Source organism: Pseudooceanicola batsensis HTCC2597 (assembly GCF_000152725.1).
Lineage (GTDB): Bacteria > Pseudomonadota > Alphaproteobacteria > Rhodobacterales > Rhodobacteraceae > Pseudooceanicola > Pseudooceanicola batsensis.
In genome coordinates this window covers 1,662,005-1,687,873 of sequence record NZ_CH724131.1, presented here as the reverse complement: position 1 = coordinate 1,687,873, position 25,869 = coordinate 1,662,005, and the positions used below count along the sequence as shown (strand labels likewise).

20 protein-coding genes and 1 tRNA gene are annotated in these 25,869 nt (G+C 66.9%); 11 read left to right on the top strand and 10 right to left on the bottom strand.

Going from position 1 to position 25,869, the window contains the following annotated elements; translation table 11 throughout:
- Nucleotides 1-4 precede the first annotated feature (4 nt).
- On the top strand, nt 5-2,314 hold the full coding sequence (locus OB2597_RS12090; RefSeq protein ID WP_009805852.1) for a DNA topoisomerase IV subunit A: 2,310 nt from the start codon (nt 5-7) through the stop codon (nt 2,312-2,314).
- Here OB2597_RS12090 and OB2597_RS12085 read toward each other — a convergent pair.
- Entirely contained in the window at nt 2,307-4,913 is a 2,607-nt protein-coding gene (locus tag OB2597_RS12085; RefSeq protein ID WP_084658760.1) for a CheR family methyltransferase, read from the bottom strand. The two genes, OB2597_RS12090 and OB2597_RS12085, sit on opposite strands and share 8 nt — an antisense overlap.
- Nucleotides 4,914-4,982: 69 nt before the next feature.
- On the opposite strand from OB2597_RS12085, the gene OB2597_RS12080 reads away from it, so the two are divergent.
- Nucleotides 4,983-5,345, top strand: a complete 363-nt coding sequence (locus tag OB2597_RS12080; RefSeq protein WP_009805850.1) for a response regulator — start codon at nt 4,983-4,985, stop codon at nt 5,343-5,345.
- Nucleotides 5,346-5,424: 79 nt separating this feature from the next.
- Nucleotides 5,425-7,731 (top strand): ATP-binding response regulator, encoded by a 2,307-nt coding sequence (locus OB2597_RS20970; RefSeq protein ID WP_084658757.1) that lies wholly within the window; start codon nt 5,425-5,427, stop codon nt 7,729-7,731.
- Here OB2597_RS20970 and OB2597_RS12070 read toward each other — a convergent pair.
- Entirely contained in the window at nt 7,716-9,527 is a 1,812-nt protein-coding gene (locus tag OB2597_RS12070; RefSeq protein WP_009805848.1) for a putative bifunctional diguanylate cyclase/phosphodiesterase, read from the bottom strand. The two genes, OB2597_RS20970 and OB2597_RS12070, sit on opposite strands and share 16 nt — an antisense overlap.
- A gap of 99 nt (nt 9,528-9,626) precedes the next feature.
- On the bottom strand, nt 9,627-11,018 hold the full coding sequence (locus tag OB2597_RS12065; RefSeq protein WP_009805847.1) for a cytochrome P450: 1,392 nt from the start codon (nt 11,016-11,018) through the stop codon (nt 9,627-9,629).
- 145 nt (nt 11,019-11,163) lie between these two features.
- Between OB2597_RS12065 and OB2597_RS12060 the strand changes: the two genes are divergently transcribed.
- The 5 genes from OB2597_RS12060 (at nt 11,164) to OB2597_RS12040 (ending at nt 16,563) form a co-directional block, all read left to right on the top strand.
- Nucleotides 11,164-11,766, top strand: a complete 603-nt coding sequence (locus tag OB2597_RS12060) for a hypothetical protein (RefSeq protein WP_009805846.1) — start codon at nt 11,164-11,166, stop codon at nt 11,764-11,766.
- A 102-nt stretch (nt 11,767-11,868) separates the two neighbouring features.
- Nucleotides 11,869-13,044, top strand: coding sequence for an elongation factor Tu (gene tuf, locus OB2597_RS12055; protein WP_009805821.1), 1,176 nt, complete (start codon nt 11,869-11,871; stop codon nt 13,042-13,044).
- 287 nt (nt 13,045-13,331) lie between these two features.
- Nucleotides 13,332-14,336 carry a zinc transporter ZntB gene (locus tag OB2597_RS12050; RefSeq protein ID WP_009805845.1) on the top strand — a complete coding sequence of 335 codons (1,005 nt, stop codon included), beginning with the start codon at nt 13,332-13,334 and terminating at the stop codon, nt 14,334-14,336.
- 110 nt (nt 14,337-14,446) lie between these two features.
- A tRNA-Trp gene (locus OB2597_RS12045) sits at nt 14,447-14,522 on the top strand.
- 292 nt (nt 14,523-14,814) lie between these two features.
- Complete coding sequence (locus tag OB2597_RS12040; RefSeq protein WP_009805844.1) at nt 14,815-16,563, top strand: carbamoyltransferase family protein; 1,749 nt, start codon at nt 14,815-14,817, stop codon at nt 16,561-16,563.
- 69 nt (nt 16,564-16,632) lie between these two features.
- Here OB2597_RS12040 and OB2597_RS12035 read toward each other — a convergent pair whose 3' ends face one another.
- The 5 genes from OB2597_RS12035 to OB2597_RS12015 all read right to left on the bottom strand — a co-directional run bounded on the left by OB2597_RS12035 (nt 16,633) and on the right by OB2597_RS12015 (nt 21,070).
- Nucleotides 16,633-17,319, bottom strand: a complete 687-nt coding sequence (locus OB2597_RS12035) for a PIG-L deacetylase family protein (protein WP_040609299.1) — start codon at nt 17,317-17,319, stop codon at nt 16,633-16,635.
- A gap of 227 nt (nt 17,320-17,546) precedes the next feature.
- Entirely contained in the window at nt 17,547-18,299 is a 753-nt protein-coding gene (locus tag OB2597_RS12030) for an ATP-binding cassette domain-containing protein (protein ID WP_009805842.1), read from the bottom strand.
- Nucleotides 18,296-19,237 carry an iron chelate uptake ABC transporter family permease subunit gene (locus tag OB2597_RS12025; protein WP_009805841.1) on the bottom strand — a complete coding sequence of 314 codons (942 nt, stop codon included), beginning with the start codon at nt 19,235-19,237 and terminating at the stop codon, nt 18,296-18,298. Before OB2597_RS12025 ends, OB2597_RS12030 begins: the two co-directional genes overlap by 4 nt.
- Nucleotides 19,227-20,165 (bottom strand): ABC transporter permease, encoded by a 939-nt coding sequence (locus OB2597_RS12020; protein ID WP_009805840.1) that lies wholly within the window; start codon nt 20,163-20,165, stop codon nt 19,227-19,229. The genes OB2597_RS12025 and OB2597_RS12020 overlap by 11 nt, the downstream gene beginning before the upstream one ends.
- Nucleotides 20,162-21,070: a siderophore ABC transporter substrate-binding protein gene (locus tag OB2597_RS12015; RefSeq protein ID WP_009805839.1), complete on the bottom strand. Its 909-nt coding sequence runs from the start codon at nt 21,068-21,070 to the stop codon at nt 20,162-20,164. The genes OB2597_RS12020 and OB2597_RS12015 overlap by 4 nt, the downstream gene beginning before the upstream one ends.
- A 197-nt stretch (nt 21,071-21,267) precedes the next feature.
- Here OB2597_RS12015 and OB2597_RS12010 point away from each other — a divergent pair, with 197 nt between their 5' ends.
- Nucleotides 21,268-21,690: a MarR family winged helix-turn-helix transcriptional regulator gene (locus OB2597_RS12010; protein WP_009805838.1), complete on the top strand. Its 423-nt coding sequence runs from the start codon at nt 21,268-21,270 to the stop codon at nt 21,688-21,690.
- Nucleotides 21,691-21,747: 57 nt separating this feature from the next.
- Here OB2597_RS12010 and OB2597_RS12005 read toward each other — a convergent pair whose 3' ends face one another.
- Entirely contained in the window at nt 21,748-23,727 is a 1,980-nt protein-coding gene (locus OB2597_RS12005) for a TonB-dependent receptor plug domain-containing protein (RefSeq protein WP_050759234.1), read from the bottom strand.
- A gap of 290 nt (nt 23,728-24,017) precedes the next feature.
- Between OB2597_RS12005 and secE the strand changes: the two genes are divergently transcribed.
- Nucleotides 24,018-24,209, top strand: coding sequence for a preprotein translocase subunit SecE (secE, locus tag OB2597_RS12000; RefSeq protein ID WP_009805836.1), 192 nt, complete (start codon nt 24,018-24,020; stop codon nt 24,207-24,209).
- A gap of 191 nt (nt 24,210-24,400) precedes the next feature.
- Nucleotides 24,401-24,934 (top strand): transcription termination/antitermination protein NusG, encoded by a 534-nt coding sequence (nusG, locus tag OB2597_RS11995; protein ID WP_009805835.1) that lies wholly within the window; start codon nt 24,401-24,403, stop codon nt 24,932-24,934.
- Nucleotides 24,935-24,999: 65 nt separating this feature from the next.
- Here the strand turns inward: nusG and OB2597_RS11990 are convergent, their stop codons facing one another.
- Nucleotides 25,000-25,602, bottom strand: coding sequence for a hypothetical protein (locus OB2597_RS11990; RefSeq protein ID WP_009805834.1), 603 nt, complete (start codon nt 25,600-25,602; stop codon nt 25,000-25,002).
- Nucleotides 25,603-25,869: the final 267 nt, after the last annotated feature.

Sequence of the window (25,869 nt, the reverse complement as noted above, 5' to 3'; positions counted from 1 at the left end):
ATCTATGAGCGATCTGATTGACGACCCCAACATGGGTGGCGACACGAGCGCCGAGCCGCTGTCTCGCGCGATTGGCGACCGCTACCTGACCTACGCGCTGTCCACGATCATGCACCGGGCGCTGCCCGATGCCCGGGACGGGCTCAAGCCGGTGCACCGTCGCATACTCTACGCGATGCGCGAGCTGCGGCTGTCCGCCGGCGGCCGGTTCCGCAAGTCCTCGAAGATCTCGGGCGACGTGATGGGGAACTTCCACCCGCATGGCGACCAGGCGATCTATGACGCGATGGCGCGGCTCGCCCAGGACTTCAACGTCCGGTATCCGCTGGTCGACGGGCAGGGGAACTTCGGCAATATCGACGGCGACAACCCGGCCGCCAGCCGGTACACCGAGGCGCGGCTGACCGCCATCGCCGAGGCGATGATGGAGGGGCTGGCCGAGAACGCGGTCGATTTCCGCGACAACTACGACGGCACGCTGACCGAGCCGGTCGTGCTGCCCGCCGCGATCCCCAACCTGCTGGCCAACGGGGCGAGCGGGATCGCCGTCGGCATGGCCACGAACATTCCGCCGCACAATATCGAAGAGCTGTGCAACGCCGCCCTGCACCTGATCAAGACGCCGGACGCCAGGGACGAGACGTTGCTGAACTACGTCCCCGGCCCGGACTTCCCCACCGGCGGCACGATGGTCGAGCCGCGCGTGAACGTGGCCGAGGCCTATCGCACGGGCCGAGGATCGTTCCGGCTGCGCGCGAAATGGGAAAAGGAAGATCTCGGCCGGGGCCAGTGGCAGATCGTCGTGACCGAGATCCCCTACCAGGTGCAGAAGTCCAGGCTGATCGAGAAGATCGCGGAGCTGATCCAGACCAAGCGGGTGCCGATCCTCGCCGACATCCGCGACGAAAGCGCCGACGACATCCGGATGATCCTCGAGCCGCGGTCCAAGGCGGTCGATCCGGACGTGCTGATGAACATGCTGTTCCGGAACTCGGATCTCGAGGTGCGGTTCAGCCTGAACATGAACGTGCTGATCGACGGGGTGACGCCCAAGGTCTGTTCGCTCAAGGAGGTTCTGCGCGCCTTCCTCGACCACCGGCGCGAGGTTCTGCTGCGCCGGTCGCGGCACCGGATGGAAAAGATCGACCATCGGCTCGAGGTGCTGGAAGGCTTCATCATCGCCTTCCTCAACCTGGATCGCGTGATCGACATCATCCGCTACGACGACGATCCCAAGGCCGCGCTGATGGCCGAGGACTGGTCGGTCAAGCGGGGCCGCGCGGCCAGCGAGGCGGATTACGTCAGCCCGATCGGGCTGGATGCGGCGGGCGAGCTGTCCGAGGTTCAGGCCGAGGCGATCCTGAACATGCGGCTGCGGTCGTTGCGGCGGCTGGAAGAGCTGGAACTGATCCGCGAGCGCGACGCGCTGATGGAGGAACGGGCCGGGCTCGAGGATCTGCTGGAGAGCGAAGATCTCCAGTGGGTGCGGATCTCGGACCAGATCCGGGAGGTCAGGAAGACCTTCGGCGCCAAATCCGAAGGCGGCGCGCGCCGGACCCTGATCGAAGAGGCGGGCGAGGTCGAAGAGGTGCCGCTGGAGGCCATGATCGAACGCGAGCCGATCACCGTCGTCTGTTCGCGAATGGGCTGGGTCCGGGCGATGAAGGGTCATATCGACCTGACCCAGAAGCTCAAGTTCAAGGACGGGGACGAGGGGCGCTTTGCCTTCCATGCGGAAACCACGGACCGGCTGCTGGTTTTCGGCACCAACGGGCGGTTCTATACCGTCTCGGCCTCGAACCTGCCCGGCGGGCGGGGGATGGGCGAGCCGCTGCGCCTGATGATCGATTTCCCGAACGAGGCCGATATCGTCGATATCCTGATCCACAAGCCGGGGCGGAAGCTGGTCGTCGCCTCGTCGGCCGGCGACGGTTTCCTCGTGTCCGAGGACGATGTGCTGGCGCAGACGCGTTCGGGCAAGCAGGTGCTGAACGTGCGGGGCGACGCGACCGCGCTGGTCTGCAAGCCGGTGCAGGGCGATACGGTCGCCGTGGTCGGCGAGAACCGCAAGGTACTGGTCTTCCCGGTCGAGGACCTGCCCGAGATGGCGCGGGGCAAGGGTGTCCGGCTTCAGAAATACAAGGACGGCGGATTGTCGGACGTCACCACGTTCAACCTGGCTGAAGGGCTGAGCTGGTTCGACCCCGCCGGGCGCCGGCGCGTGCAGTCCGAGCTTGCGGAATGGACGGGGCGGCGTGCGGGATCGGGCCGGATGGCCCCGCGCGGCTTCCCGCGCGACAACAAGTTCAACTGACGGGGGCGGCGGGCACGGCTTCGGGCTGATCGAAACCGTGAAAGATCAGCACGGCCCCGTTCTTGTCGCAGTCCTCGTCCGAGGGCGGGACGGGATGGGCGCCGACCGATATGCGGTGCCCCTCGTGTTCGCCGGCGGCATGCCCGGCCGTGCCGTTCTCGATCGTCTCTTCGGCCATCTTCCACAGATCGACAAAGTCGAAGCGCGGACCGACAACCTCGAGCGTCCGGCCGATGTCGTGCTGCTGCATCTTGAACACCTGTCCGATGAGGCGGCTGTAGCGTCGGATCGTGCCGTCGCCGTCCAGGATGATCACGCCGACGTTCAGCAGCCTGAGGACGAGGTCCATGTTCTCGTTCAGGTCCGACAGTTCCTCGATCTTAAGTTCGTGTTCGGCGCTGACGGTGGTCAGCTCCTCGTTCACCGCGTGCAGTTCCTCGTTCGAGCTCTGGAGTTCCTCGTTCGACGCCTGAAGTTCCTCGTTCGAGGCCTGCAGTTCCTCGTTGGAGGCCTGCAGCTCCTCTCCGCTGGCCTCGAGCCGTTCGGTGACCTGCTGAAGCGTCTCTTCGGTGAGGCGGAGGTCGCGTTCAAGCTCGACGATCCGCTTGCTCAGGATCGCGCCGTCGTCGTCCGTCGCCACCGGGCCGGCCACCGTTTCCTCGTCGGTTTGCGGTGTGGTTTCCATCAGTCTGAGCGACACCAGAAGGAAGCGCGGCGGCATCGCCTGTTCGAGCGGTTCGATCGAAACCGTGCAGTGCTGGACGTGGTCCCGGTCGAATTCCACCTTGACGCGGCGGGTATAGGTCTCGGGATGCTGTCGGCGCATCTTCTCCATGCCGACGTTGATGGCGAAGTGCAGGGCGGGGTGGACGATGTCCTCGACCGTCCAGTCGGCGAGGTTGTTCATCGTGTCGATGAAGGCGCTGGCGGCGCCAAACCAGCTGAGCACACGACCATCCGACGAGATCAGGATCGACGAGGGGGCATAGCGCTTGAGCAAGGCGTTGTAGCTCTTGATCAGCATGTCCCGGTTGCGCAGTTCAATGGCGTCGCCGGTCGCCGTGCGGGCGACGTTGCGGTTCCCCGCGAGGACCGGGGCATAGTGTTCGCCGGCGCGCGGTGTCTTGCGGTCCGGCAGGTGATAGCGGTTCAGCGCATGGCCGTCCGAGGTCTTGCGATAGAGGCGCCAGCGCTGGTTCACGGTGGCGAATTCGTCCGCCAGGGGGCCGAGGCTTTCCGACGGGCCGAGCAGCATGTATCCGTCGCGGCGCAGGCCGAACAGGAACATCGAGACGATCCGCGTGCGCGCCTCCGGCTTGAGGTAGATCAGGAAGTTCCGGCACGAGATCAGGTCGAGGTGCATGAAGGGCGGATCGCTCAGCGCGTCGTGCACCGAGAAGATGATCTTCTGCCGCAGGGTCGGCTCGACGATGTAGTGGTCGCGGTGCCGGTCGAAATACCGGTCGCGCAGGGCCACGGGCATCTTGGTCATGGCCTCTTCGCTGTAGATGCCGGCCGAGGCACGATCGATCGAGCGGCGATGGACGTCGGTGGCGATCACGCGGAACTTGCAGTCGGCCTGCGCCGCCTTGATCGCCTCGTTGAGCTCGATCGCGATGGTATAGGCCTCTTCGCCGCTGGCGCAGGCGGGCACCCATATCCGGACGGGGTCGCCGCCGCTCTTGTCCCGCACGATGGCGTCGAGCGCCTCCTTGCGCAGCGCGGTGATCGCCTCGGGGTTGCGGTAGAACTGGGTGACCCCGATCAGGATGTCCTGGTAGAGTTCGTCCAGTGCGATGGGGTTGTTCAGCAGCAGCTGACGGTATTCCTCGAGATCGCGGAACCCGTGCAGCTGCTGGCGGCGTTCGATGCGGCGGGCCAGCAGGTCGGGCTTGTAGTTGCTGAAATCGATGTCCGTCTGGCTTTTCAGGATCTCCTGGATCTCGATCGGCGGACGCGGGTCGCGCCCTCCCATGTCCTCCGGGGCGTCCTTGCCGTATTCGAGAAAGTCCTCGACCGCCTTCGGCATTTCCGAGGGCAGCAGGATGCGGTCGACCGCGCCGCTCTTGAGCACGGATTGCGGCATCGAGGAGAATTCGGCATCGTCGGGCGACTGGGCCATGATCGTCGCGCCGGTGGCGTGCAGCGCCATCGCGCCGCGCGTCCCGTCCGAGCCCGAGCCGGACAGCACCGCGCCGAAGGTCGCCGCGGGATCGCGGCCGCAGAGAGAATTGAAGAAGTAGTCGATCGGCAGGTGGGGCAGGCCATCGGCCTCGTCATAGGCGCGGGTCCGGAAGCGGTCGTTCTCGAGTTTGACGAATTCGCTCGGCTTGTTGAGGTAGATCGTGTTCGGCTCGATCCTCAGCCCGTCCTGGACCTGCTGTATCCGGAAGTGGAACTGCCGTTCGAGCAGGTTCTTCATCATCGACCGGTAATCGGGCGATAGATGCTGGATCACGACGAAACACCACCCGGCCGAGGGGGGCGCCGTATTGAAAAACGCCTCGAGCGGTTTCAGGCCTCCTGCCGAGGCGCCCAATGCGATGACGGGGATCGTGGCCGGGCCTGCGGGTGGTGTTGAAATTTCGTTTGCGTCCATAAATGGTATCCTTGGTCTATCGATGGTATATTGGCTAGGCGATTCTGGCCAGTGACGAGGGAGTTCGCATTGGCAAGTATTCTGATAGCCGATGATGATCCTGATTATCTGGACGCCTTCAGTACCGGTATGCAGGTGTTCGGGCACGAAATAACGACGGCTCAAAATGGTGAATCGGCGCTGAAAATCCTGTCGGAACAGAGATTTGATATCGTCTTTCTCGACATCGTCATGCGTGGCGGGGGGGCGATCAGCCTGATCCACGATATCCGCGGCATGCTGCCCTCGATTCCGATCGTGGTTATCTCGGGACGGGTCGAGCTGTTCGAAACGCCCGTTTTCCGCGAGGGTTTCCGGCTCGCCGATGCACGGATGAAGAAATCGGCCTCGCTGCAACAGCTGCAATCCGTGGTGACGCGGCTTCTCATTTGAAATGAGACACGCATTCGAATGCTTTCATTTCTGCGGCCCAACTGGAAATGCCGTACGATTTCGCATGGGAGGCTAGAGAATGTCCGGACCCTTGCGACCCGATATCCATCACCCGTTGATCGCGGCCGCGCATGCCTGGTCACGGGCCATCGCCCTCGTGGTCCTCGCCGTCGCGGTCCTGACGCTCGCCGCGGGTTGGGGAGCCGGGACCGATTTCCTGGTGCGGGGACGTCAGGACTGGCCGGCCATGGTGCCGACCACGGCGGTGAGCGTCATGTCGCTGTGCCTCAGCCAGATCCTGCTGTCGTCCCGCAGGCGGTCCCGGGTCCGCGCGGGCCATGCGCTCGTCGCGCTGACGCCGCTCGTGGCGATCGTCTTCATGCGGACCGATCCAGGCATCCTCCCCGTGGATCTGAGGCCGTCCGATCGCATGTCCGATGCCTCGCTCGCCGCCATTGTCGGCCTGGCCGCGGCGCAGTCGGCGGGGCTGAGCCGGCGGGCCGAAGACATCCGGCTGCACGAATGGCTGGCGATCCCGGTCATCGGCCTGGCGCTGTACGGGCTGGGCGGCACGCTGATCGACGCGGGAGCGCTGGTTTCCCTGCCGTTCTTCGAGGGGCTTTCGGTGCCGTCCCAGCTGTGTTTCCTGTTGCTCGGCGTCTCGGCCATCGTGGTCCGGCCCGGGGGGACGCATCTGTCGGTGCTGATCGACCCGGGCGTGGGCGGACGGTTCGTCCGGCGCTACATGATCTGGGCGATCGTCGCGCCGATCGTGCTGAGCCAGGGCGCCTATCTCTTGACCGAGGCCGGCGTGATCGAGGACAGGCAACGGCTGGTCGCCCTGGCGACGACGCTGGTCATCCTCTGCTGCGCGGGCGTTCTCTGGGCGGGGCATGTCCAGGGCGAACTCGCTCAGCGCGACCTTCGCAGCCGGGAACAGCTGCGGGCGATCCTCTCGGGGCTGGACGCGGCGATCTTCGTCTGCGCGACCGACGGGGTGCTGACCCCGGCCAACCGCCGCGCCGAGGAGATGACGGAGGCGGGGCCCCTCAGGACCATGCCGCTTCACGCCGTCTCGGACCGGCGCCCGCTGACCGGCGCGCGCCATCCGGTGGAGCGGGTGATCCGCGACGGGGCGGACATCACCGCCGGCTGGATGCATCCCGACGGGCAGGAGCGTATCCTGCGGCTGAGTTCGTTCCAGGCGGCACTGCCCGATGCGTCCTGCGTGGTGGTCGTGACGGATGTGAGCGAGCCGTGGCACCTTCAGGAGACGTTGTCGCAGGCGGAACGGCTCGACGCGGTCGGGCAACTCGCGGGGGGCGTCTCGCACGAGATGCTGAATGTCTTCGGGATCATCAAGCTGGCCGTCGGCGGGGCGCAGATCCGCTGGCCCGACCTACGGGATGCGCCGTTCGCAGCCATCCTGAACGCCTGCGAGCGGGGCAGCGCCGTCGCCGAGAAGCTGCAGAAACTGACGGCACAGCCGGCGGCCCCGGTCGAGATCGACGCCGTGGCGGCCCTGGGCGCGGCGATCGACCTGGTGCGCAAGGCGGTGCCCTCGGACATCGCGCTCCACACCTCTGCCCCGGCGCGTAGCCTGACGGTCAACTGCGATCCGGTCGAGCTCGAGATGACCCTGGTGAACCTGGTGCTGAATGCCCGCAACGCGCTGGTCGAGGCCGGGGAGCGAGAGGGTGAGATCGTCGCCCGCGTCGAGGAGCGCGGCGGCCTCTTGCGGTTCGAGGTGGCGGACAACGGCCCGGGCATTCCCGCCGACAAGCTGCCCCGGGTGACGGACGCCTTTTTCACCACGCGGCGCAGCAGGGGAGGGACCGGCCTCGGCCTCGCCACGACCGCCGCCTTCGCGGAAGGCTCCGACGGAACGTTCAGGCTGGAATCCACGCTCGGTGCGGGGACGGTCGCGATACTGGAGCTGCCGTTGAGCGGGGGGGCACCGGGGGCCGCCTCGGAGCCCGAGGCCGCGCCCCAGGGCCTGACGGATCTGCGGATCCTGGTGGTCGAGGACGATGCGCAGTTCCAGACGCTGCTGGCGGATACGCTGGTGCTGCTGGGCGCGTCCGTCGATCGGGCGGCCTCGGCGCGCGAGGCGCTGATGCTGCTGGACAGCGACGGCCCCTTCGACGTGATGATCACCGATCACGTTCTTGCCGGGCGCCGCAACGGGAACCAGCTGGCCCGGCTCGCCGTGCGCAAGTGTCCCGATCTCAGCATCGTCTATCTCTCGGGGTTTCGGCCGGGCGGGGCGGGCAGCCTGCCCTCGGTCCCCGGCCTGGTGCTGCGCAAGCCGGTGACGCTGGCCAAGCTCAGCCACACGGTTCGGCTCGCGGTCGGAGCGGCGGGACAGGATCACTTGATGTCGTAGGTCGGGCGGAAGCCGGGCAGGTCGTCCCCCGCCAGCGGCGCGTCGAAGAGAAAGCCCTGACCGTAACGGCAGCCCCGGTCCCGCAGGCCGGTCACCTGATCCGGCGTCTCGATTCCCTCGGCGACCACGTCGATCCCGAGCCTCCGGGCCAGGTCGGTGATCGTTTCAAGGATGGCGCGGTCGCGGTCGCCGGCGCTGATCCCGTCGACGAAGTACTTGTCGATCTTGAGGATATCCACGGGCCATTGTGCTAGATGACGCAGCCCGCCATAGCCGGTGCCGAAATCGTCGAGCGCGATGCGCGCGCCCCGGCGCCGCAATTCGTTGAGCGAGCGGAAGACCTGGCCGTTCGGCTCGCCTAGCATGATCTGCTCCGTGACCTCGATGGTCAGCAGCGACCAGTCGAACCCGGTCTCGGCGATGGTGGACTGCACCTCGAAGGCGAATTCGGGATTCATCAGGTCGAAGAAGGTGACGTTGAGCGCGAGCGACAACGCCCGGCCCGTGGGGGCGACCGCCCGGGCGTGATCCCGGAAGGCCCTCTGCATGATCGCCCGGGTCATCTTCTCGGCGAGGGCGTGATCGCGGAAGATGGCCGAGAACTGCGACGGAATGAGCTTGTGACCGCTGCTGTCGCGCCAGCGGGCGAGGATCTCGAACCCGGCGCAGTCGCCGGTCGTCAGATCGACGATCGGCTGGAAGCAGGGCAGGATGTCGTGCCGCTCGACCGCGTCGAGAAACTGCTGACCCAGCTGGCTGTTGTTGTACTGCTTGTGATGGGTGGGGTCGTAGACCGTGCTGACGCCGCGGCCGGCGTTCTTGGCGGCATAGAGCGCTGAATCCGCCTGATCGTACAGCGTGGAATAGCGCGTTGCGTGGTCGGGGAACTGGCTGGCGCCGATGCTGACATGCCCCATGTCCGGCTTGGAGAGCGTGGCGGTCGCCCGCTGGATATTGCTGCGGCAGCGTGCCAGCAATCCGTCGAGATAGGCCCGCCCGCCGGTCGGGATCGGGGTGAAGACGCCGAATTCGTCACCGCCGAGGCGCCCGATGATGCTGGTTTCGGGGAACGAGGCGCCGAGCGCGCGGGCGATGGTCGTCAGGTAGGTGTCGCCGAACTGGTGGCCGTAGAGGTCGTTGGTCAGCTTGAAATGGTCGATGTCTATGATGAGAAAGGCCGCGCTTTCCGGCGCGGCCTCGAGTTCGGCGCGCACCTTGTTCTCGAAGGAGGTCCGGTTCTCGAGCTGCGTCAGCGCGTCGGTCTCGGAAATCCGCTTGAGCCGTGCGGTCCGGCTGGTCAGCGTCATCACCTCGTAGGCGAGGCCCGAGAGCGTGTCATGCGTCGCCCAGATGGCTTCGGCGCAGCGGGCGAGGCGCCGACAGGCCTCTGCCCTGTGGTCCCCGGGTCGGCCGTCGAAGGCGAAGGCCAGAAGACCGGCGGATTCCGCGTCGGGGCCGGTCAGGGGCAGCGTGTGGAATACGAAGTGAGTGCCGTGGACCTGCCGCGCCTCGGACCGGTCCCGGTCGTCGCGCCGTGCGGCGGAGCCGTCGCGCGAGGTCGTCAGCCGCAGCCGCAGCATGGCGTGATCGCCCAGGGACTGGGCGACGGCACCGCCGGGCACCAGCGCGATGTCCGGAGCCAGGCCGCCGACCCCCGTGGTGTCCGCCAGGAGGACGACCGCATGGGCGTCCAGGCTGGCCTGGGCGGCATCGCGGAAGATCTCCAGCAACCGTTCCAGTTCGGTCGCCGGGACGCCCGCCTCGAAGGCGGCGTCGTCAGGGGGATGGCTTGTCATCAGGGCCTGCGTCCTGCGTGTCGGTATCGGTATTCGTAAAGCGAGGGTAAACGGGTCCCGTCGCGAATTCATCATTTGGTCAGAAATGTTAATTTTCGGTTAAGCGGCAGCGCGGGGCCGATCCGGGTCGGGCCGCGGCTCGGCCGTCAGCCAGATGCCGCCCTCGGGGCGGGTGGTGATGATCAGCACGGGTTTCGGGTCGCGTCCCGGCACGGCGCGAAAGCGGAACCGGGCGAGGAGGGTCGCCAGGATGATCACCGCCTCCTGAATGGCGAAACCGGCGCCGATGCAGATGCGGGGCCCGTCGCCGAAGGGGAGGTAGCCGTACCGATCGACCGGCGTTCCGTCGCGGAAACGTTGCGGGTCGAAGGCATCGGGACGGTCCCACAACAGGCGGTTTCGGTGCAGGGCGTAGATCGGGATCATCACGGTATCGCCGGCCCGGATCTCGCGCCCGCAGAGCGTGTCCGCCGTCCGGGCGGTTCGCGAGAGGAGGCCGGCCGGCGGATAGAGCCGCAGCGATTCGTCCACGATGGCTCGGATCAGGGGCAGGGCGGGCAGGTCTTCGGCCCGGGCGGTGCGGGAGCCCAGCACCCGGCGCGCCTCTTCGGCCGCGGCCTCCTGCACCTCGGGCGCGAAGGCACAGAGATAGAGACCCCAGGCGAGGGTCAGCGCCGTGGTCTCGTGGCCGGCGACGATGAAGGTCAGCAGGTTGTCGCGGATCTCGGGCGTGCGCATGCGGCGCCGTGTCTCGCGATCCTCGCCCGCCATCAGCAGGTCGAGCAGGTCCGGCGGCGACTTGGCCGACCCCGCGCCGCGCTTGGCGATGGCGTCGTCGGCGACCGCCTTCATCTTCTTCAGGGCGTTGCCGGAGATTACCCGCCCGGGGCGCGGCACCCAGCCCGGCAGGCCCGCGATGTCGAACAACGACACGCGGCCGGCCACGTCGATATAGTTGTCGATGGCGCGATGCATCGACTCGCGGTCGAACCGACCTTCGCCCGAGAGGGTGACGTCCGAGATGACCTCGAAGGTCGCGCGGACCATCTCGAGATGCACGTCGATGGCACGGGAGCCGGCGGCGGCGATCCGGTCCGAGGACGCATCGGCCGCCGCCGTCATGACCGGGGACAGCGCGCCGATGTTGCGGGCCGAGAAGGCGGGGGCGGCGGCGCGGCGCTGCCAGCGCCAGTGCGCGCCTTCCGCGATGAACAGGCTTTCGCCGATCGCCGGGCGCAGCAGGTTCTTGGTGACAACCGATTTCGGATAGTCGTCGACCTTCTCGAGCAGGATCCGGCGCAGGGCCTCCGGGTCCATCACCATGTGCCAGCGCACTCCGGTCCTGCCCGAGACCATGGGCTGGGTGACGGCGATGGCGGGCAGGATCTCCAGCAGGTTCGTCCGAGCGGCGCGCAGGCTGCCGAAGAAGCCCAGGGGCCGGGTGGCCAGCCGCGCCTTGACCGGTTCCCGTTCCTGCAACGCGGTCTCCATGGGCGGGCGCTCTCCTCCGTGCGATCTCCTGGTGGCAAGATAGTGGTTCGGGGCGGCGCGGGCAAATGCGGCCGGGCGGTTTGCATGCGCCCGCCCCTTGGGCTATCCGGTTTCCTGCGTACCGCTTGTTCCGGAGGGGAATGGAATGATCCGAAGACTCGCCGCCCTGGCCCTGGTGGCCCTGGTCGCCGCCTGCACCGATGCCTCGGATCTCAGCGGCCCGCCGGCCGACCTGGGCAATTTCCGGCTGGGCCACAATGTCGTCGTTGCCTCCAAGATGCGGCAGGCGGCGCTGTCGCGCAGCGCCACCGAGGAGGAATGGGTCGCGGCGCTGACAAAGGCGATGGAGGAACGGTTCGGGCGGTATGAGGGCGAGCGCCTCTATCATCTGGGCATCTCGGTAGAGGGGTTCTCGATCGCCCCGCCGGGCGTGCCGCTGGTGGTCTCGCCCAAGAGCGTGCTGATCGTCCGCGCGACGATCTGGGACGACGAACTGGGCCGCAAGCTGAACCCCGAGGCCAAGCAGTTCACGGTCTTCGAATCCCTGACCGGCGAGACGCTGGTGGGCTCGGGCCTGACCCAGACCAGGGAGCAGCAGATGCAGAACCTGTCGCGCAACGCCGCCAAGATGGTGCAGAACTGGCTGCTGCAGAACCCCGAGTGGTTCCCCGGCATCGGGACCGACGATCCGGAGAGCGCGCCCGCGGCGGAAGAGGACGCGCCGGCGGCGGAGACCGCGGCAGGATGAGGCGCGGTTCAGCGCTTGATTATCCGGCCCGAACCTCGTAAATCGCCGCCGGAGTAAAACCGGGCTCTTGGCGGCCCCCCAATCAAAAGGCGCCTGTGAGAGATGGCAAAGGAAAAGTTCGAACGCGGCAAGCCGCACTGCAACATCGGCACGATCGGTCACGTCGACCACGGCAAGACGACGCTGACGGCGGCGATCACGAAGTACTTCGGCGACTTCCGCGCCTATGACCAGATCGACGGCGCGCCGGAAGAGAAGGCCCGCGGGATCACCATCTCGACCGCGCATGTGGAATACGAGACGGACAACCGTCACTATGCGCATGTCGACTGCCCCGGCCACGCCGACTACGTCAAGAACATGATCACCGGTGCCGCCCAGATGGACGGCGCGATCCTGGTGGTGAACGCGGCCGACGGCCCGATGCCGCAGACGCGCGAGCACATCCTGCTCGGCCGTCAGGTCGGCATTCCGGCCATGGTCGTCTTCCTGAACAAGGTCGACCAGGTGGATGACGAGGAGCTTCTCGAGCTCGTCGAGATGGAAGTGCGCGAGCTTCTGTCGGAATACGACTTCCCGGGCGACGACGTTCCGATCATCGCGGGCTCGGCGCTTGCGGCGATGAACGGCGACAATGCCGAGATCGGCGAGAACAAGATCCGCGAGCTGATGGCGGCCGTGGACGAGTACATCCCGCAGCCCGAGCGGGCCGTCGACCAGCCGTTCCTGATGCCGATCGAGGACGTGTTCTCGATCTCGGGCCGCGGCACCGTGGTCACCGGCCGCGTCGAGCGTGGCGTGGTGAACGTGGGCGACGAACTCGAGATCGTCGGGATCAAGGACACCAAGAAGACGACCTGCACCGGCGTCGAGATGTTCCGCAAGCTGCTGGACCGCGGCGAGGCGGGCGACAACATCGGCGCGCTGCTGCGCGGCATCGACCGTGACGGCGTGGAGCGGGGCCAGGTTCTCTGCAAGCCCGGCTCGGTCAAGCCGCACACCAAGTTCGAGGCCGAGGTCTACATCCTGACCAAGGACGAGGGCGGCCGTCACACGCCGTTCTTCGCGAACTACCGTCCGCAGTTCTACTTCCGCACGACGGATGTGACCGGCACCGTGACGCTGCCCGAGGGCACCGAGATGGTGATGCCGGGCGACAACCTGAAGTTCTCGGTCGAGCTGATCGCGCCGATCGCGATGGAAGACGGGCTGCGCTTCGCCATCCGCGAAGGCGGCCGGACCGTCGGTTCGGGCGTGGTCTCGAAGATCGTCGAGTGATCTGACGATCCCGCGACGACCCCGGAGGCGATCCGGGGTCCCGCGCGGCGGGGGGCATGTCCCGGGCCCGACCCGGGACCGCCAGGCCCCCGGCCTGGACAGGAAAAGGCCTCGTTGCACCGCACGGGGCGGCCCCGGATCAGGTCCGGGGCACGACACAGGGCTCAAACGCTCGACAAGGGCCCCGGATCGTCTCCGGGGCCTTTGTCGTTCCGCGACAGGCCGATGTCCGGATGATCGTGTTTCGCCACCCGGGACTTTCCCTTTTCCGGCAGGGCACTAAGCTGATGCTGAGCACGCAAGGCCTGACCATGACCCCGATCGACACGCCCATCCTTTTTGCCCATGCCCTGAACGGACCGCTTGCCGGTCAGCCGCTGGACGGGGCCGATATCGAAACGACCCTGCGCGAGGAGGCCCTGGGCTGGGTCCATCTCGACGCGGGCCATGCGGATGCGGCCGGATGGATCGCCCGCTCCATGCCCTATCTCGACGAGACGATCCCCGCCGCGCTGATCCATCCCGCGACCCGGGCGCGGGCAACCCGCATCGGCAAGGGGGTGCTGGCGGTGCTGCGCGGGCTGAACCTCAATCCCGGCAAGGATCCCGAAGACATGGTGGCGATCCGGATCTGGATCGAGCGTGAGCGGATCGTGACCCTGGCCCGTCAGCGCGTGCGCGCGCTGGAGGACCTGTCCGCAGAAGTCCGGAGCGGCGGCGGTCCGGCCACCGCCGGGGCGTTCCTGGCGCGCCTGGCAGAGTTGCTCAACGCGCGGCTCGAGCCGCTTATCGGCGATCTGGACGTCGAGACGGATGCGCTCGAGAGCCAGGTGGTCGGGCAGCCGGATCAGGAACTGCGGCACCGGATCGTGGCGATGCGGCTGCAGGTGATCGAGCTGCGCCGCCACACCGCGCCGCAGCGCGAGGCGCTGCAGAAACTGGAAGACGACCAGATCGCATTTCTCGACGACGGCGACCGGCGCCACCTCCGCGAAGCACGCGAAAAGCTGGTGCGGCTGGTCGAGAACCTCGACGAGATGAAGGACAGCCTCGCCGTTCTGCGCGAGGAACTGTCGGGGCAGCTGTCGGACCGTCTGAACCGGCACATGTACATCCTGTCGATCCTGTCGGCGATCTTCCTGCCGCTGGGGTTCCTCACCGGGCTGCTGGGGATCAACGTCGGCGGCATGCCGGGGGCCGGGAACCCGATGGCCTTCTGGTATGTCTGCGGGGGCCTGTTGCTCGTCCTCGTGGCGCAGCTGATCGTGCTGCGCCGGGCGGGCTGGCTCTGAGTTTCCCGCGCGCCACCCCGGCGTGGCCGGTGGTGGCGCGATCAATTCCGCGGCGCATGCAAATCCGGCTTGATCTTGCGCGCCGGCTGCCCTATCCCACGGCACGGCCTAGGGGTATAGCTCAGTTGGTAGAGCATCGGTCTCCAAAACCGAGGGTCGCGGGTTCGAGTCCTGCTGCCCCTGCCAGTTCTTCGGATACTTTCACTGTTCGCTTGCCTATCGGCAGGGCTCGGTCTTGACGAGTCGTCCGCACCCGCTTCTCGAATATCCGGCGCGCGGAGAACGGTCTTGCCGAGCTTTTTCGTTTCGAACGCGATGAGGGTCCGCGATGCCTCGTCCATGGAGTCGCGGCGCATCCAGCACTGGTGACGGTCTTCCGCCGCCCGGGATATCTCTTGTTGCAAGTCGCGCGTTCAGCGATAAGTTGCCCACCGACAAAAGGCGTGGGACCGTTGTCCAGATTGCGAAAGGGAAGACGTTGAAACCAAAGTATTATGTTGGAATCTTCGAAGGTCACTTCGATCCCGCGGTCGCCGTCGTGCGCGACGGCGAAGTGATCGCCTTCAACGAAGAAGAGCGCCTGACCCGCAACAAGCACGCCGCCCACGCCTATCCTGTCCGCGCGCTCGAGAAGACGTTGAAGGACGTGGGGATCGGCCCCGAAGACGTGGCCGCGATCTGCGTCAACTGGGACGCGGAAGCCTATGGTGACGGGCGTATCGGCACGTTCTTCCAATCCCTGCGCGACAGGTACGATGTCGACGCGGCAACGGTGGCCTGGCAGGATCGTCTTCTGGGCAAGTTCAATCCCGAGGCGCTCGAGAAGCTGCACCACAAGGCGTGGCGCACGATCTGGGGCGATATCCGTCTTCCGCCGGTCCGCACCGTCCCCCACCATTGGACCCACGCGTTCCAGGCCTATGCCCAGTCTCCCTACGATTCCGCGATCGCGCTGACCGTGGACGGCTCGGGTGATACGCATTGCACCGTGGTCTGGAAATGCGAGGGTCAGGAGATCACGCCGCTCAAGGAAATCCCGATGCCGCATTCGCTGGGATGGCTCTACGCGGCCTTTACCGAGTACCTGGGGTTCGAGGCCTATGACGGCGAATACAAAGTGATGGGACTTGCGGCCTTCGGCGAGGCGGACCCGACGCTGCGCGACAAGCTGCGCGAGATTGTCTCGCTCGGCGAGAACGGCGAATACTCGGTCGATCCCTCCTTCATCCACTACGGACCCCACACCTATTCCGACCGCTATACCGACAGGCTCGCGGATCTTTTCGGTCGCCCGCCGCGTCTGAGGGAAGAGCCCATCGAGGCATGGCACAAGAACCTTGCCTTCGAGGTTCAGGCGCTTCTGGAAGAGACCATGATCGCGCTGGTCCGGTGGGCGCAGGCGGAAACCGGCTTCGACCGGCTTGTCGTGGGGGGCGGGGTCGGCCTGAACGTCAAGATGAACACGCGGCTTTTCGACATGCCGGAGATCACCAACATCTTTCCGCATCCGCTCTGCTCTGACAGCGGGGCTGCAGCCGGCGCGGCATTGGCGGTCTGCTGGCAGGAGGACGGCGTCTGGCCGGAACCCCTGGGGTCGTTGGCCCTGGGCGTGAGCGAGAGCAACAACGAGATCGAAGCCGTTCTGGAGAAAACAAAGCTCAACTACACCAGATCGGAGGATGTCGCGGCCGACGTGGCGAAAGCCCTGGCCGACGGGAAGATCGTCGGTTGGGTCCAGGGCAAGATGGAAGCCGGCCCCCGCGCGCTCGGCCACCGGTCCATCCTGGCGGACCCCCGGTCCGAGGGTGCCCGGGACAAGGTCAACGAGGTGATCAAGTACCGCGAACTCTGGCGTCCGTTCTGTCCCTCCATGCAGGCGGAGGCGGCTGCGGACTATTTCGACTCCTACGATGACGCGCCCTACATGATCATCGCCTTCGAAGCGAACCAGAGACTGAAGGACGAGGCGCCTGCCATCGTCCATATAGACGGGACCAGCCGCGTGCAGATGGTGCATTCGGAAACCTCGGCGCGGTATCACGACCTGATCGGCAAGTTCGCGGAGCTCACGGGCGTGCCGGTCTTGCTCAACACCTCCTTCAACGTCAAGGGGGAACCGATCGTCTGTACCGCGCTCGATGCGGTGCGCACCTTCTGCGGAACCGGTCTCGACGTGCTCGCGGTCGGTGATTTCATCCTGCGCAAGGACGATCTCTCCAGGACCTAGCGTCCGGCTCATCGCAACTGCGATGAGCCGGGGCGGCCCCACGGTCCCGCGCGGGTCAGCTGGCGCGTATCAGAACAAGCCGCGGATCAGGACGAAGCCCTCCGCGAAGGGTACACCGGCCTGTGCGCCGGTGACCTGTGCCATCGCCCGCAACGTCTCGGCGTTGCGGGGGTGCGGCGCCGGGCGGATCTCGTCGACATAGGCGTTGAGGGCGTCAATCTTCGCGTCGATGGTGTCCGAGATGTCGACGAAGACGTTCGGCATGAAAGCCTTGTGGGCCACCGGATCGCTCCATTCGCTCGACGATCCGACGTAGTAGCTCAGCACGCCCCTGACGCGCTTTCCCGGTGTCGGGCGGGTTGCCACAAGCGTCGAACGGAAGACCATGCTGTGGTCGAGGTTCACGTCCCCGTGGTGATGGGTGAAGACGAGGTCGCATTGGCTTTCCTCGACCACGTTGGACAGCCACTTGTTGATCTCGATATGCGGGACCGTTTCCAGCCGCATGTCCGGAAAGGTGCCGTGGTATATCTTGCCGATCCCCAAGATGTCGGCCGCCTCCCGCATCTGGGCGTTGCGCCTGTTGCGCGCGTCCATGTCATCGCCGTGCTGGGCGGAGGAGCCGTCCGATACCACGGCCAGGCTGACCTCGGCCCCGTGCCGACGCGACAGGAGCGCGAGCGTCCCGCCCGCGCCGAGGGTTTCGTCATCCGGGTGCGCCGCGACCACTAGGACACGTTTCGCTGTCTCGATCATTTTTTACCTCCTGGTTTCGGGGTTGGGGCTCGGGAAACGCCTTGTGCACCACCGCCCGCTCACAGCCTGAAGAAACTGCCTCGGGCAGCTTTACTACCGGCTGGCAGGAGGGGGCAATCGGTCAGTTCTTGTCCAAGGACCGAGGGATCCGTCCCGGAGGAACCCGCGCGGCTGGCGCGGCTCGTGCTGGTTTTCCCCGGGGGGCGCGCATCGGCACCGCCGCGCCGTCAGATCGGCAGGATCACGGGTTTGCCGGCGATCTCGTGCACCTCGACTTCGGTATCGAAGAGGGTCCGGAGCGTCTCGGGCGAGAAGACCTGCGACGGCGCCCCCTCGGCCAGGAGGCGGCCGTCTTTCAGGGCGATGACGTGATCGGCGAAGCGGGCGGCGATGGTGAGGTCATGCAGCACCACCACGATCGTCCGGCCGGCGGCGCCATGACGTGCGAGCAGGTTCATCACCCGGCGCGCGTAGGTGAGGTCGAGGTTGTTCAGCGGTTCGTCCAGCAGCAGGACAGGCGTCTCCTGCGCCAGCACCATGGCGATCAGGGCGCGCTGCTGCTGCCCGCCGGAGAGCGTGTCGAGCTGACGCTCGGCCAGGTCGTCCAAAGCCATGTCCGTCAGGCAGGTCGCCACCACGGCACGATCCCTGTCGGACAGGTGCCCGGAGCCGTGCGGATAGCGGCCGAAGCCGACGAGGTCGCGGACGGTCAGGCGCGGGGTGATCCGCGTCGCCTGTCGCAGGATCGTGAGCTGGCGGGCGAACTCGGTGCGGGGGATGGCCGTGATGTCGCGCCCCGACAGATGCACCGCCCCGGATGCGGGCGAGGCGAGGCGTCCCATCAGCGTCAGCAGGGTCGATTTGCCCGCGCCGTTGGGGCCGACAAGGGCGGTGATGCCGCTTGCGGGGACAGCTGTCGTGATGCTGTCGAGGATGCGTTTGCCTCCGGCCGCATGGGTAAGGTCGTGACAGGAGATCATGCGCGGGCCCTCCGGAAGAGCAGTAGGATGAAGACCAGGCCGCCCAGGCTCTCGATCACGACGAACACCGTGCCCTGCAGCGACAGGATGCGCTCGAACACGGTCTGGGCGGCGATCAGCACGGTCGCCGCGACAAGGGCCGAGAGCGGCAGCAGGGTGGTGTGCCGCCAGGTGCCGGCCACCTGGTGGGTGACAGCCGAGACCAGCAGGCCGAAGAAGACGACCGGCCCGACGAGCGCGGTCGAGACGGCGACCAGGAGGGTGACGAGGATCAGCAGGCGCCGGGCTTCGCGCCGGTGGTCGAGGCCGAGGGTCATGGCGGGATCGCGGCCGAGGGCGAGGACGTCGAGCCGGCGCGCCCGGGCGAGGAGCAGCGCCGAGATCGCCAGCGTCACGATCGTGGTGATCCACAGCAGGTCGCTCTCGATATTGTTGAAGCGCGCGTAGGAGTTGACCATCACGTAGATGTATTCCGAGGGATCGATGACGCGGGCCACCAGTGAACTGAGGCTGCGCAGGAGGATGCCCAGGACGATGCCCGTCAGGACCATCCGGTTCAGGTCCTCGCTGCGGCGCAGCACGAGGCCGAAGAGAAGGGCGGCGGCTCCGATCATGACCGCCGTTTCCAGGGCGAAGAGCGGCGGGCCCTGCAGCGCGGTCAGGCCGACGCCCCCCAGCAGCAGGACCAGGAGGGACTGGATCAGGATGTAGAGCGCGTCGAACCCCATGATCGCGGGGGTCAGGATGCGGTTGCCGGTGATCGTCTGGAAAGTGACGGTCGATATGGCCACCGCGCCGGCCACGACGGTGAGGGCGACCAGCTTTTCGCCACGGAAGGCCAGGATGAAGCCCCAGTCGCCCCGGGCGCCAAGCGTGAGGAACAGCGCCGAGGCGACGAGATAGAGCGCCAGCGCGACGAGGCGGGGGTCAGGCCGCATGGGCGTTCCGTCCCTGCAGCATCCAGATGAACACCGCCGCGCCGATGACGCCCAGGATCGTGCCGACCGGGATCTCGTAGGGCTGGATGACGAGGCGCCCGAGGATGTCGCAGGCCAGCACCAGGGCGGCGCCGAACATGGCCAGCCAGGGCAGGGAGTGGCGCAGGTTGTCGCCCATCAGTCGGCTGGCGATGTTGGGCACGACGAGACCGACGAAGGGAAGCATCCCGACGGTCACCACGATCACCGCCGTCACCACCGAGACGATGGTCAGCCCGAGCGCCATGACCCGGCCGTAGTTCAGGCCGAGCGTGCGGCTCATGTCCTCGCCCATGCCGGCGAGGGTGAACCGGTTGGCGAAAACATAGGCGAGGAGCGAGATGGCCCCGGCGAACCAGAGGAACTCGTACCGGCCCAGCATGACGCCCGAGAATTCGCCGCTCATCCAGATGTCGAGATATTGCAGCAGGTCGTTCTCGTAGGCGATGAAGGTCGCCACCGCCCCCAGGATGCCGCCGTAGACGATGCCGGTCAGCGGCACGAGGAGCGGGTCGCGCGGCGGCAGGCGCCGGATGATCAGCAGGAAAAGCCCCGTGGCCGAGAGGGCCGTGCCGGTCGAGATCAGCATCTTCAGCCAGAGGGCCGCCCCGGGGAGAAGGACGGTCACCGCGACCAGCCCCAGCCCCGCCGCCTGGCCCGTTCCCACCGTCGCCGGCTCGACGAAGCGGTTGCGGGCCAGCATCTGCATGATGATGCCGGCCACGGCCAGACCGGCCCCGGCCAGCATGGCGGCGGCGGTGCGGGGCAGGCGGCTGACCGCGATCAGCCACAGCGCCTCGCGATCCATGCTGAGCCGGGCGACCCCCGTCGTCAGGCTGAGCGCGATCAGCAGGGCCAGCCCCGCAGGGACGAGATACGCGGGTCTCACTCGGTCGCCGGCCCCGCGCTCTCGAAGGCGGCGCGGATCGTCGCCATGGTGGTCAGGACGGACCGGGCACCGCCGCCGGCGATGTAGATAGGGCCGGCATCGAGATAGACGATGCGGCCGTTTTTCCAGGCGCGCGTGTCCCGGACCAGAGGATTGTCGAGGGTCGCGCGGGCGTCGGCTTCGCTCCCGCCGATGGCGGCGACGCGGTCGATGACGAGCAGCCAGTCGGGATCGGTCTCGCGGATGAATTCGAAGGAGATGGCCTGACCGTGGGTCGCGGCCTCGAGATCGGCGGCCGCCGGCGGCAGGTCGATGGCGTCATGCAGCCAGCCGAAGCGGGACCCGGCGCCATAGGCGGATACCTTGGGTCCGTTGGTCATCACGATCAGCGCATCGCCCTTGCCCGCGACGGCGGCCGCGGTCTCGGCGATGGCCGTCTCGATCCGGGTTTGCAGCGCGGCGGCGGCGTCCGTCCGGTCGTAGATGGCGCCATATGCGGCGATCCTTTCCAGACCCTCGGCGACCGGGTCCTCGCCCCAGATCGTCATGTCGATCGTGGGCGCGATGCGTTGCATGGCCTCGTGATGCTCCATCGAGCGGCCGCCCACGATCACGAGGTCGGGACGGGCGGCATGGACCGCTTCGAAATCCGGCTCGAAGAGGGTGCCCGCCTCGCCCTGGTACTCGGAGAGATAGGGCAGGTAGGTGTTGCCGACCGAGGTGAGACCCGAAACCCCGAGCGCGTCCAGCGTGTCCAGCGCGGCCATGTCGTAGACGAAGGTGGTGCGGGGCGGGCTTTCCACCTGGACGGGTCCGGCGGATGTGGCGACGGTGACGGTCTCGGCCGCCGCGGGGGCCAGACCGGCCGCCAGCAGGGCGAAGCCCAGGACGAATGCTCGTTTCACAATGTTCTCCAGCGCATTACAGTTTCCGGAGTCGGCCCGCGGTTCGGCGGCGGTCGGTCCGGGAGTGGCTGGCTGGGTTTAGGCTTATGCAGGCTCGCCCCCGCGTGTCGCGCCGGCCCCTGAACGAAAGGACAAGAGAGCGCGTGACGGACGGGCCTGCGGCAGATTCCGAGCTATTCGCGGAAGATACGGATCCTATGATCGGTTACAACCGGCTTTGGATCAATCTTCTGCGCATTCAGCGCAGCACCATGGCCCGCCTCTCGCGCGCGCTGCGCAAGGAGGGGATCGGCGACCCGATCTGGCACGAGCTGATGACCCAGATCGAGAGGGCGGGGCCGGGCGGTCTCCAGATGGCCGAGCTCGAACGGCGGCTGTTCTGCGCGCAGTACACGCTGTCGCGTCACGTCGGCCGGCTCGAGGAGCTGGGGTTCGTCAGCAGCCGGTCCGAGAACGGTCCGGGCCGCAGCAAGCGGCTCGTGCTGACACGGGCGGGCCAGGAGACGAACCGGCGGATCTGGCCCGTCTACGCGCGGATCATCCAGGACGAATTCGCGGACCGGCTGACGACCGAGGAGGCCTATGACCTCGTCGCGCGACTGATCCGGCTCTATCCGTGAGCGTGGAGGCACCGGCCGCGCGGGCCGGTGCCTCCTGTCGTGGTTCGGCGGGCGCGGTCAGAAATTCAGCACGGCGACGACCGAGATCGTCCGCCCCGGCTCTTTCAGGGTGTCGATGGAGCGGAAGTCGCCGCCATAGGTCGCGCGGTCGGCATAGGTCACGTCGAAGAGGTTGGTGACCTCGGCGCGGATCGTCATGTTCTGCATCGAAGGCGGCACGTATTCGGCGAAGACGTTGACCACCTCGTAGCCCGGAAAATCGCGGTTGCCGAAGCTGCCGACCCCGGCTCCGGACTTGGGCAGGGCGGCATCGACCCCGCCGCCGACCGTCAGGCCCGGGAGGCCGGTTTCCTGCTCGATCTCGAACGCCATCACGGTGCCGAGCGGCGCACCGAAATCCAGCGTTGCATAGCTGTCCTGCGGGACCCCGTTCACCGAGACCTCGCTGTGCGAGAGGGTGAACCGGGCGAAACCGCTGTTCCAGCCGTAGGTGGCGCCGAGGTTGAACCCCCTGCTTTCGAAGTCCGAATTGCCGGTGGCCGCGAAGGTCGAGGTGCGGGCATTCTCGAACCGGGTCAGGAAGACCTCACCGCCCAGCTTGAACGTGCCGACTTCGTAGTCGAATCCAATCGTCGCGTTGTTGGCGCGGGCCGGCCGGAGCGCGGTATAGTTCCAGGCCGGGTTGAAGGTGTAGTTGTCCTCGATGTCGATGCCGCCGAAGACGCTCGAGACGCCGCCGCGGATCGCGAAGCTCTCGGTGAGGGCGTAGACGACCGAGGCATTCCCGGAGAGGCCGCCGTTCCGGATCGTCTGGCCGCCGGTTCCGGTGAAGGTCTGTCGGTCGTAGCGCGCGCCGAAGGACAGGCGCAGCCGGTCGGTCGGGTCCAGCCTGGCCTGTGCGAAGAGCCCCACGTTGCGGGACCGTTCGGTGATGTCGGCGGGCCAGCTCGACCCCGGGGGGCTGTAGTAGTTGCCGTCCGTCTCCTGGTAATCGACCCCGGCGACCACCGTGCCGCCGCCCAGGTTGAACGTGTTGCTGACCGAGGCCGAGAAAGTGCCGGTCGTGCCGTTGCTGGCCGAGGGCAGGGGCCGGTCCACCTGGTTTTCCGAGTAACCGAGCGTCACCCTGGGATCCCACAGGCCCTCGGCAAGGACGTTCTCGTAGGTGAAGGAATAGCTCTTGCGCAGGGTGTCGAACCTGTAGAGCGCCTGAGGCGCGCCGTTCTGTCCGCCGAAGTTGGGGCGGAACTGGCGCAGTTCCTCGTCCCGCAGTTGCTGGGCCGAAAGTTCGAACCGGTGCCCGTCCTGGCTCTCGTAGGCGATCTTGCCGAGGGTGCTGACCAGGTTCGCGCCCGATCCGACCTGCGTCGCGCCGCTGCCGGTTTCGTAATCTCCTCCCTCGGCGCGCTTGACGTAGCCCAGCCAGGAAAAGCCCTGGTAAGTCCCGGCGAGGGTGAGTGCGCCCTGGGCTGTGCCGCCGTTGTCCGCATAGCTCAGCCGGACATTGCCGCCGACGACCTGTCCGGCGGGGATGACGTCTTCGGGATCGACGGTCTCGAACACGACCGAGCCGGCGAGCGCGAAGGGCCCCGCATCGGCGGGGGAAACCGTGGCGTCGGCACGCACCTGTTTCAGAAGGCCCGGATCGATGGCGTTCGAGGTGACGTGGTGGAAGGCGCGGTTGTTCTGTGCCGCGCCGTCGATCGAGACGCCGAGGTTGAGCATGTCGACCCCGTTGATGAAGATCTTCTGCGCGATCGGAATGCCGCCCCCGACCGAGACCGAAGCGATACCGGCGAAGACGTCCTTGAGGTCGCCGGTGCGGGCGCGGTCCAGTTCGAGTTCCGAGACGTACATCGAGGTCGCCCGGTCGGCCGCGCCGGAAAAGGCGTCGCGGATCTCGACGATCACCGGGTCGAGGCGGTAGGCCGCGCCGGTCTCCTGCGCCATGGAGGGCAGGGCGGCGGGCAAGGTCGTCGCGCTGGCAAGCAGGAGCGCGCGCGCCCTGCGGAATCGAATGGATGATATGTACGGCATGCTGTCCCCCAACCGTGAATACTGTTGTCCGTCTGGCTGGGAAGACCTGGCTGACCAAAAGGTGACTATATCAGTCGGAATTATCATGCAAGTGCATGAATGGCCGGGAAGCTGCGGCGCGCCCCGGGGAAGGGCACGTCGGGCGCCGCGGGCGGCCGGCGAGCGGGCGGCCCATGCGTCATCCGTTCCGTGCGGCTTGAATTCATGCCGGACTGGGGTTAAGTGACCGGACGGTCGCGCGGGCCATCCGGTGCGCATGTGACCCGGACCCAAGCGAGACGGACTATCCTATGGCCAACCCGATCCAGTTCATCAACCAGACGCGTGCCGAGATCTCCAAGATCACCTGGCCGACGCGGCGCGAGGTTCTGCTGACGACCGTGATGGTCTTCATCATGGCGGCGCTGACGGCCGTGTTCTTCGCCCTGGTCGATCTGCTGATCCGGACCGGGTTGCAGGGGCTGCTGGGCCTCTTCGGCTGAGGCGGCGGCGCGGGCGTGGAAAAACGCCCGCCGGCCTTGCCTTGCCGGGGACAAATCGGTAGGGACGCTCTATTCCCCGGACATGGCGCGCGACGATTCGAGACGCGCGCCGCTTTGTTTCAGGGCCCCCCGGCGGGGATCGAAGACGCAGTTTTTCCGGCGGCGCGCCGGCGTAGAAGGATCGAAGCGAGATGGCGAAGCGGTGGTACTCGGTCAGTGTTCTCTCGAATTTCGAGAAGAAGATCGCCGAGCAGATCCGGACGTCCGTGGCGGAAAACGGACTCGAGGACGAAATCGAGGAGGTTCTGGTTCCGACCGAGGAAGTCATCGAGATCCGGCGCGGCAAGAAGGTCACGACCGAGCGCCGGTTCATGCCCGGCTACGTGCTGGTGCGGATGGAGATGTCCGACGCGGGCTATCATCTGATCAACTCGATCAACCGTGTCACGGGCTTTCTCGGGCCGCAGGGACGCCCGATGCCGATGCGCGATGCCGAGGTGGCCTCGATCCTGGGGCGTGTGGCCGAGGGCGAGGAACAGCCGCGCACGCTGATCCACTTCGAGGTCGGCGAGAAGGTCAAGGTCAACGACGGTCCGTTCGAGGATTTCACCGGCATGATCGAAGAGGTCGACGACGACAACCAGCGCCTCAAGGTGTCTGTGTCGATCTTCGGCCGCGAAACCCCGGTCGAGTTGGAATACACCCAGGTGACCAAGCAGGCCTGACACGCTCGGGCGGTGCGTCGAGCACGCAGCCTACGGTGAAACGGGCGGGGTTCTCCCGCCCTTTTTCATTTTTCGGGAGTGGTCGGCTGCCGGGTGTCGGGACCGGCCTGGTTGGCGGCCCAGATCGGAGTGCCGGCGAACATGGCGTACCGCGCGTCGGCCCGGCGCCCCCGGTCCAGCCAGGCGGCATGGGCGCGGGCCTTCTCGGCGATGGCCGTTGAAATCCGCAGCGCGTCCCGCCCCTCGGTGAGGCTTTCGTAGAGGCGCAGGCCCTCGGTGGTGATCACCGGCGTCGCGGAGTGCCGCATGGGGCGCCGTCCGGCGTTGATGCTGTCCACCAGCGTCACGGCGAGGGCCGTGTGTTCCGGCGCGGCGCCTGGCGCGGGGAAGATGCGCAGCAGGATCGCGAGGGCGACCCAGAAATCGCATTCCGGATGATCGGAGATGCAGCCCAGGGCGCGGAGATCGTCGCCGCTGTCGCGGGACCACATGCGCCCCGTCACCAGTTCGGCCAGGTCCTCGTGCCCGGCGTAGGGAAGGGCGGCGGCGCAGAGATCGGGCCGCTGGTCGAGCAGGTGGGACAGGTAGTCCGCCGGTCCGGCACATGTTTCCGGTGCGGGAGCGGCCTTGAGGACATGCGCGGGAAAGGTGGTTTCGATGTTTTGCATAGCGCTTCAACGTTCCAGGGCGAAATCGGTTGCAGCATTACCCAGGGTCAATGCGGCCAGCCGATGACCGAACCGGGCAAATTTGGGGGCAGGGCCCGCAGCGAGCAAAGGCGATCGGCCCGTGGCGGGCCAGTGAGGCGAGGGTGACTTGCATTGCGGGGCCGTCGGGTGTATCCGGCCGCCCTGTCGTTCCGGCGACAGATTCCCTGTGGGAGGCGAGGGTCGCGCGCGATCCGGACCTGACCACATCACGCATATCCGCCCCAT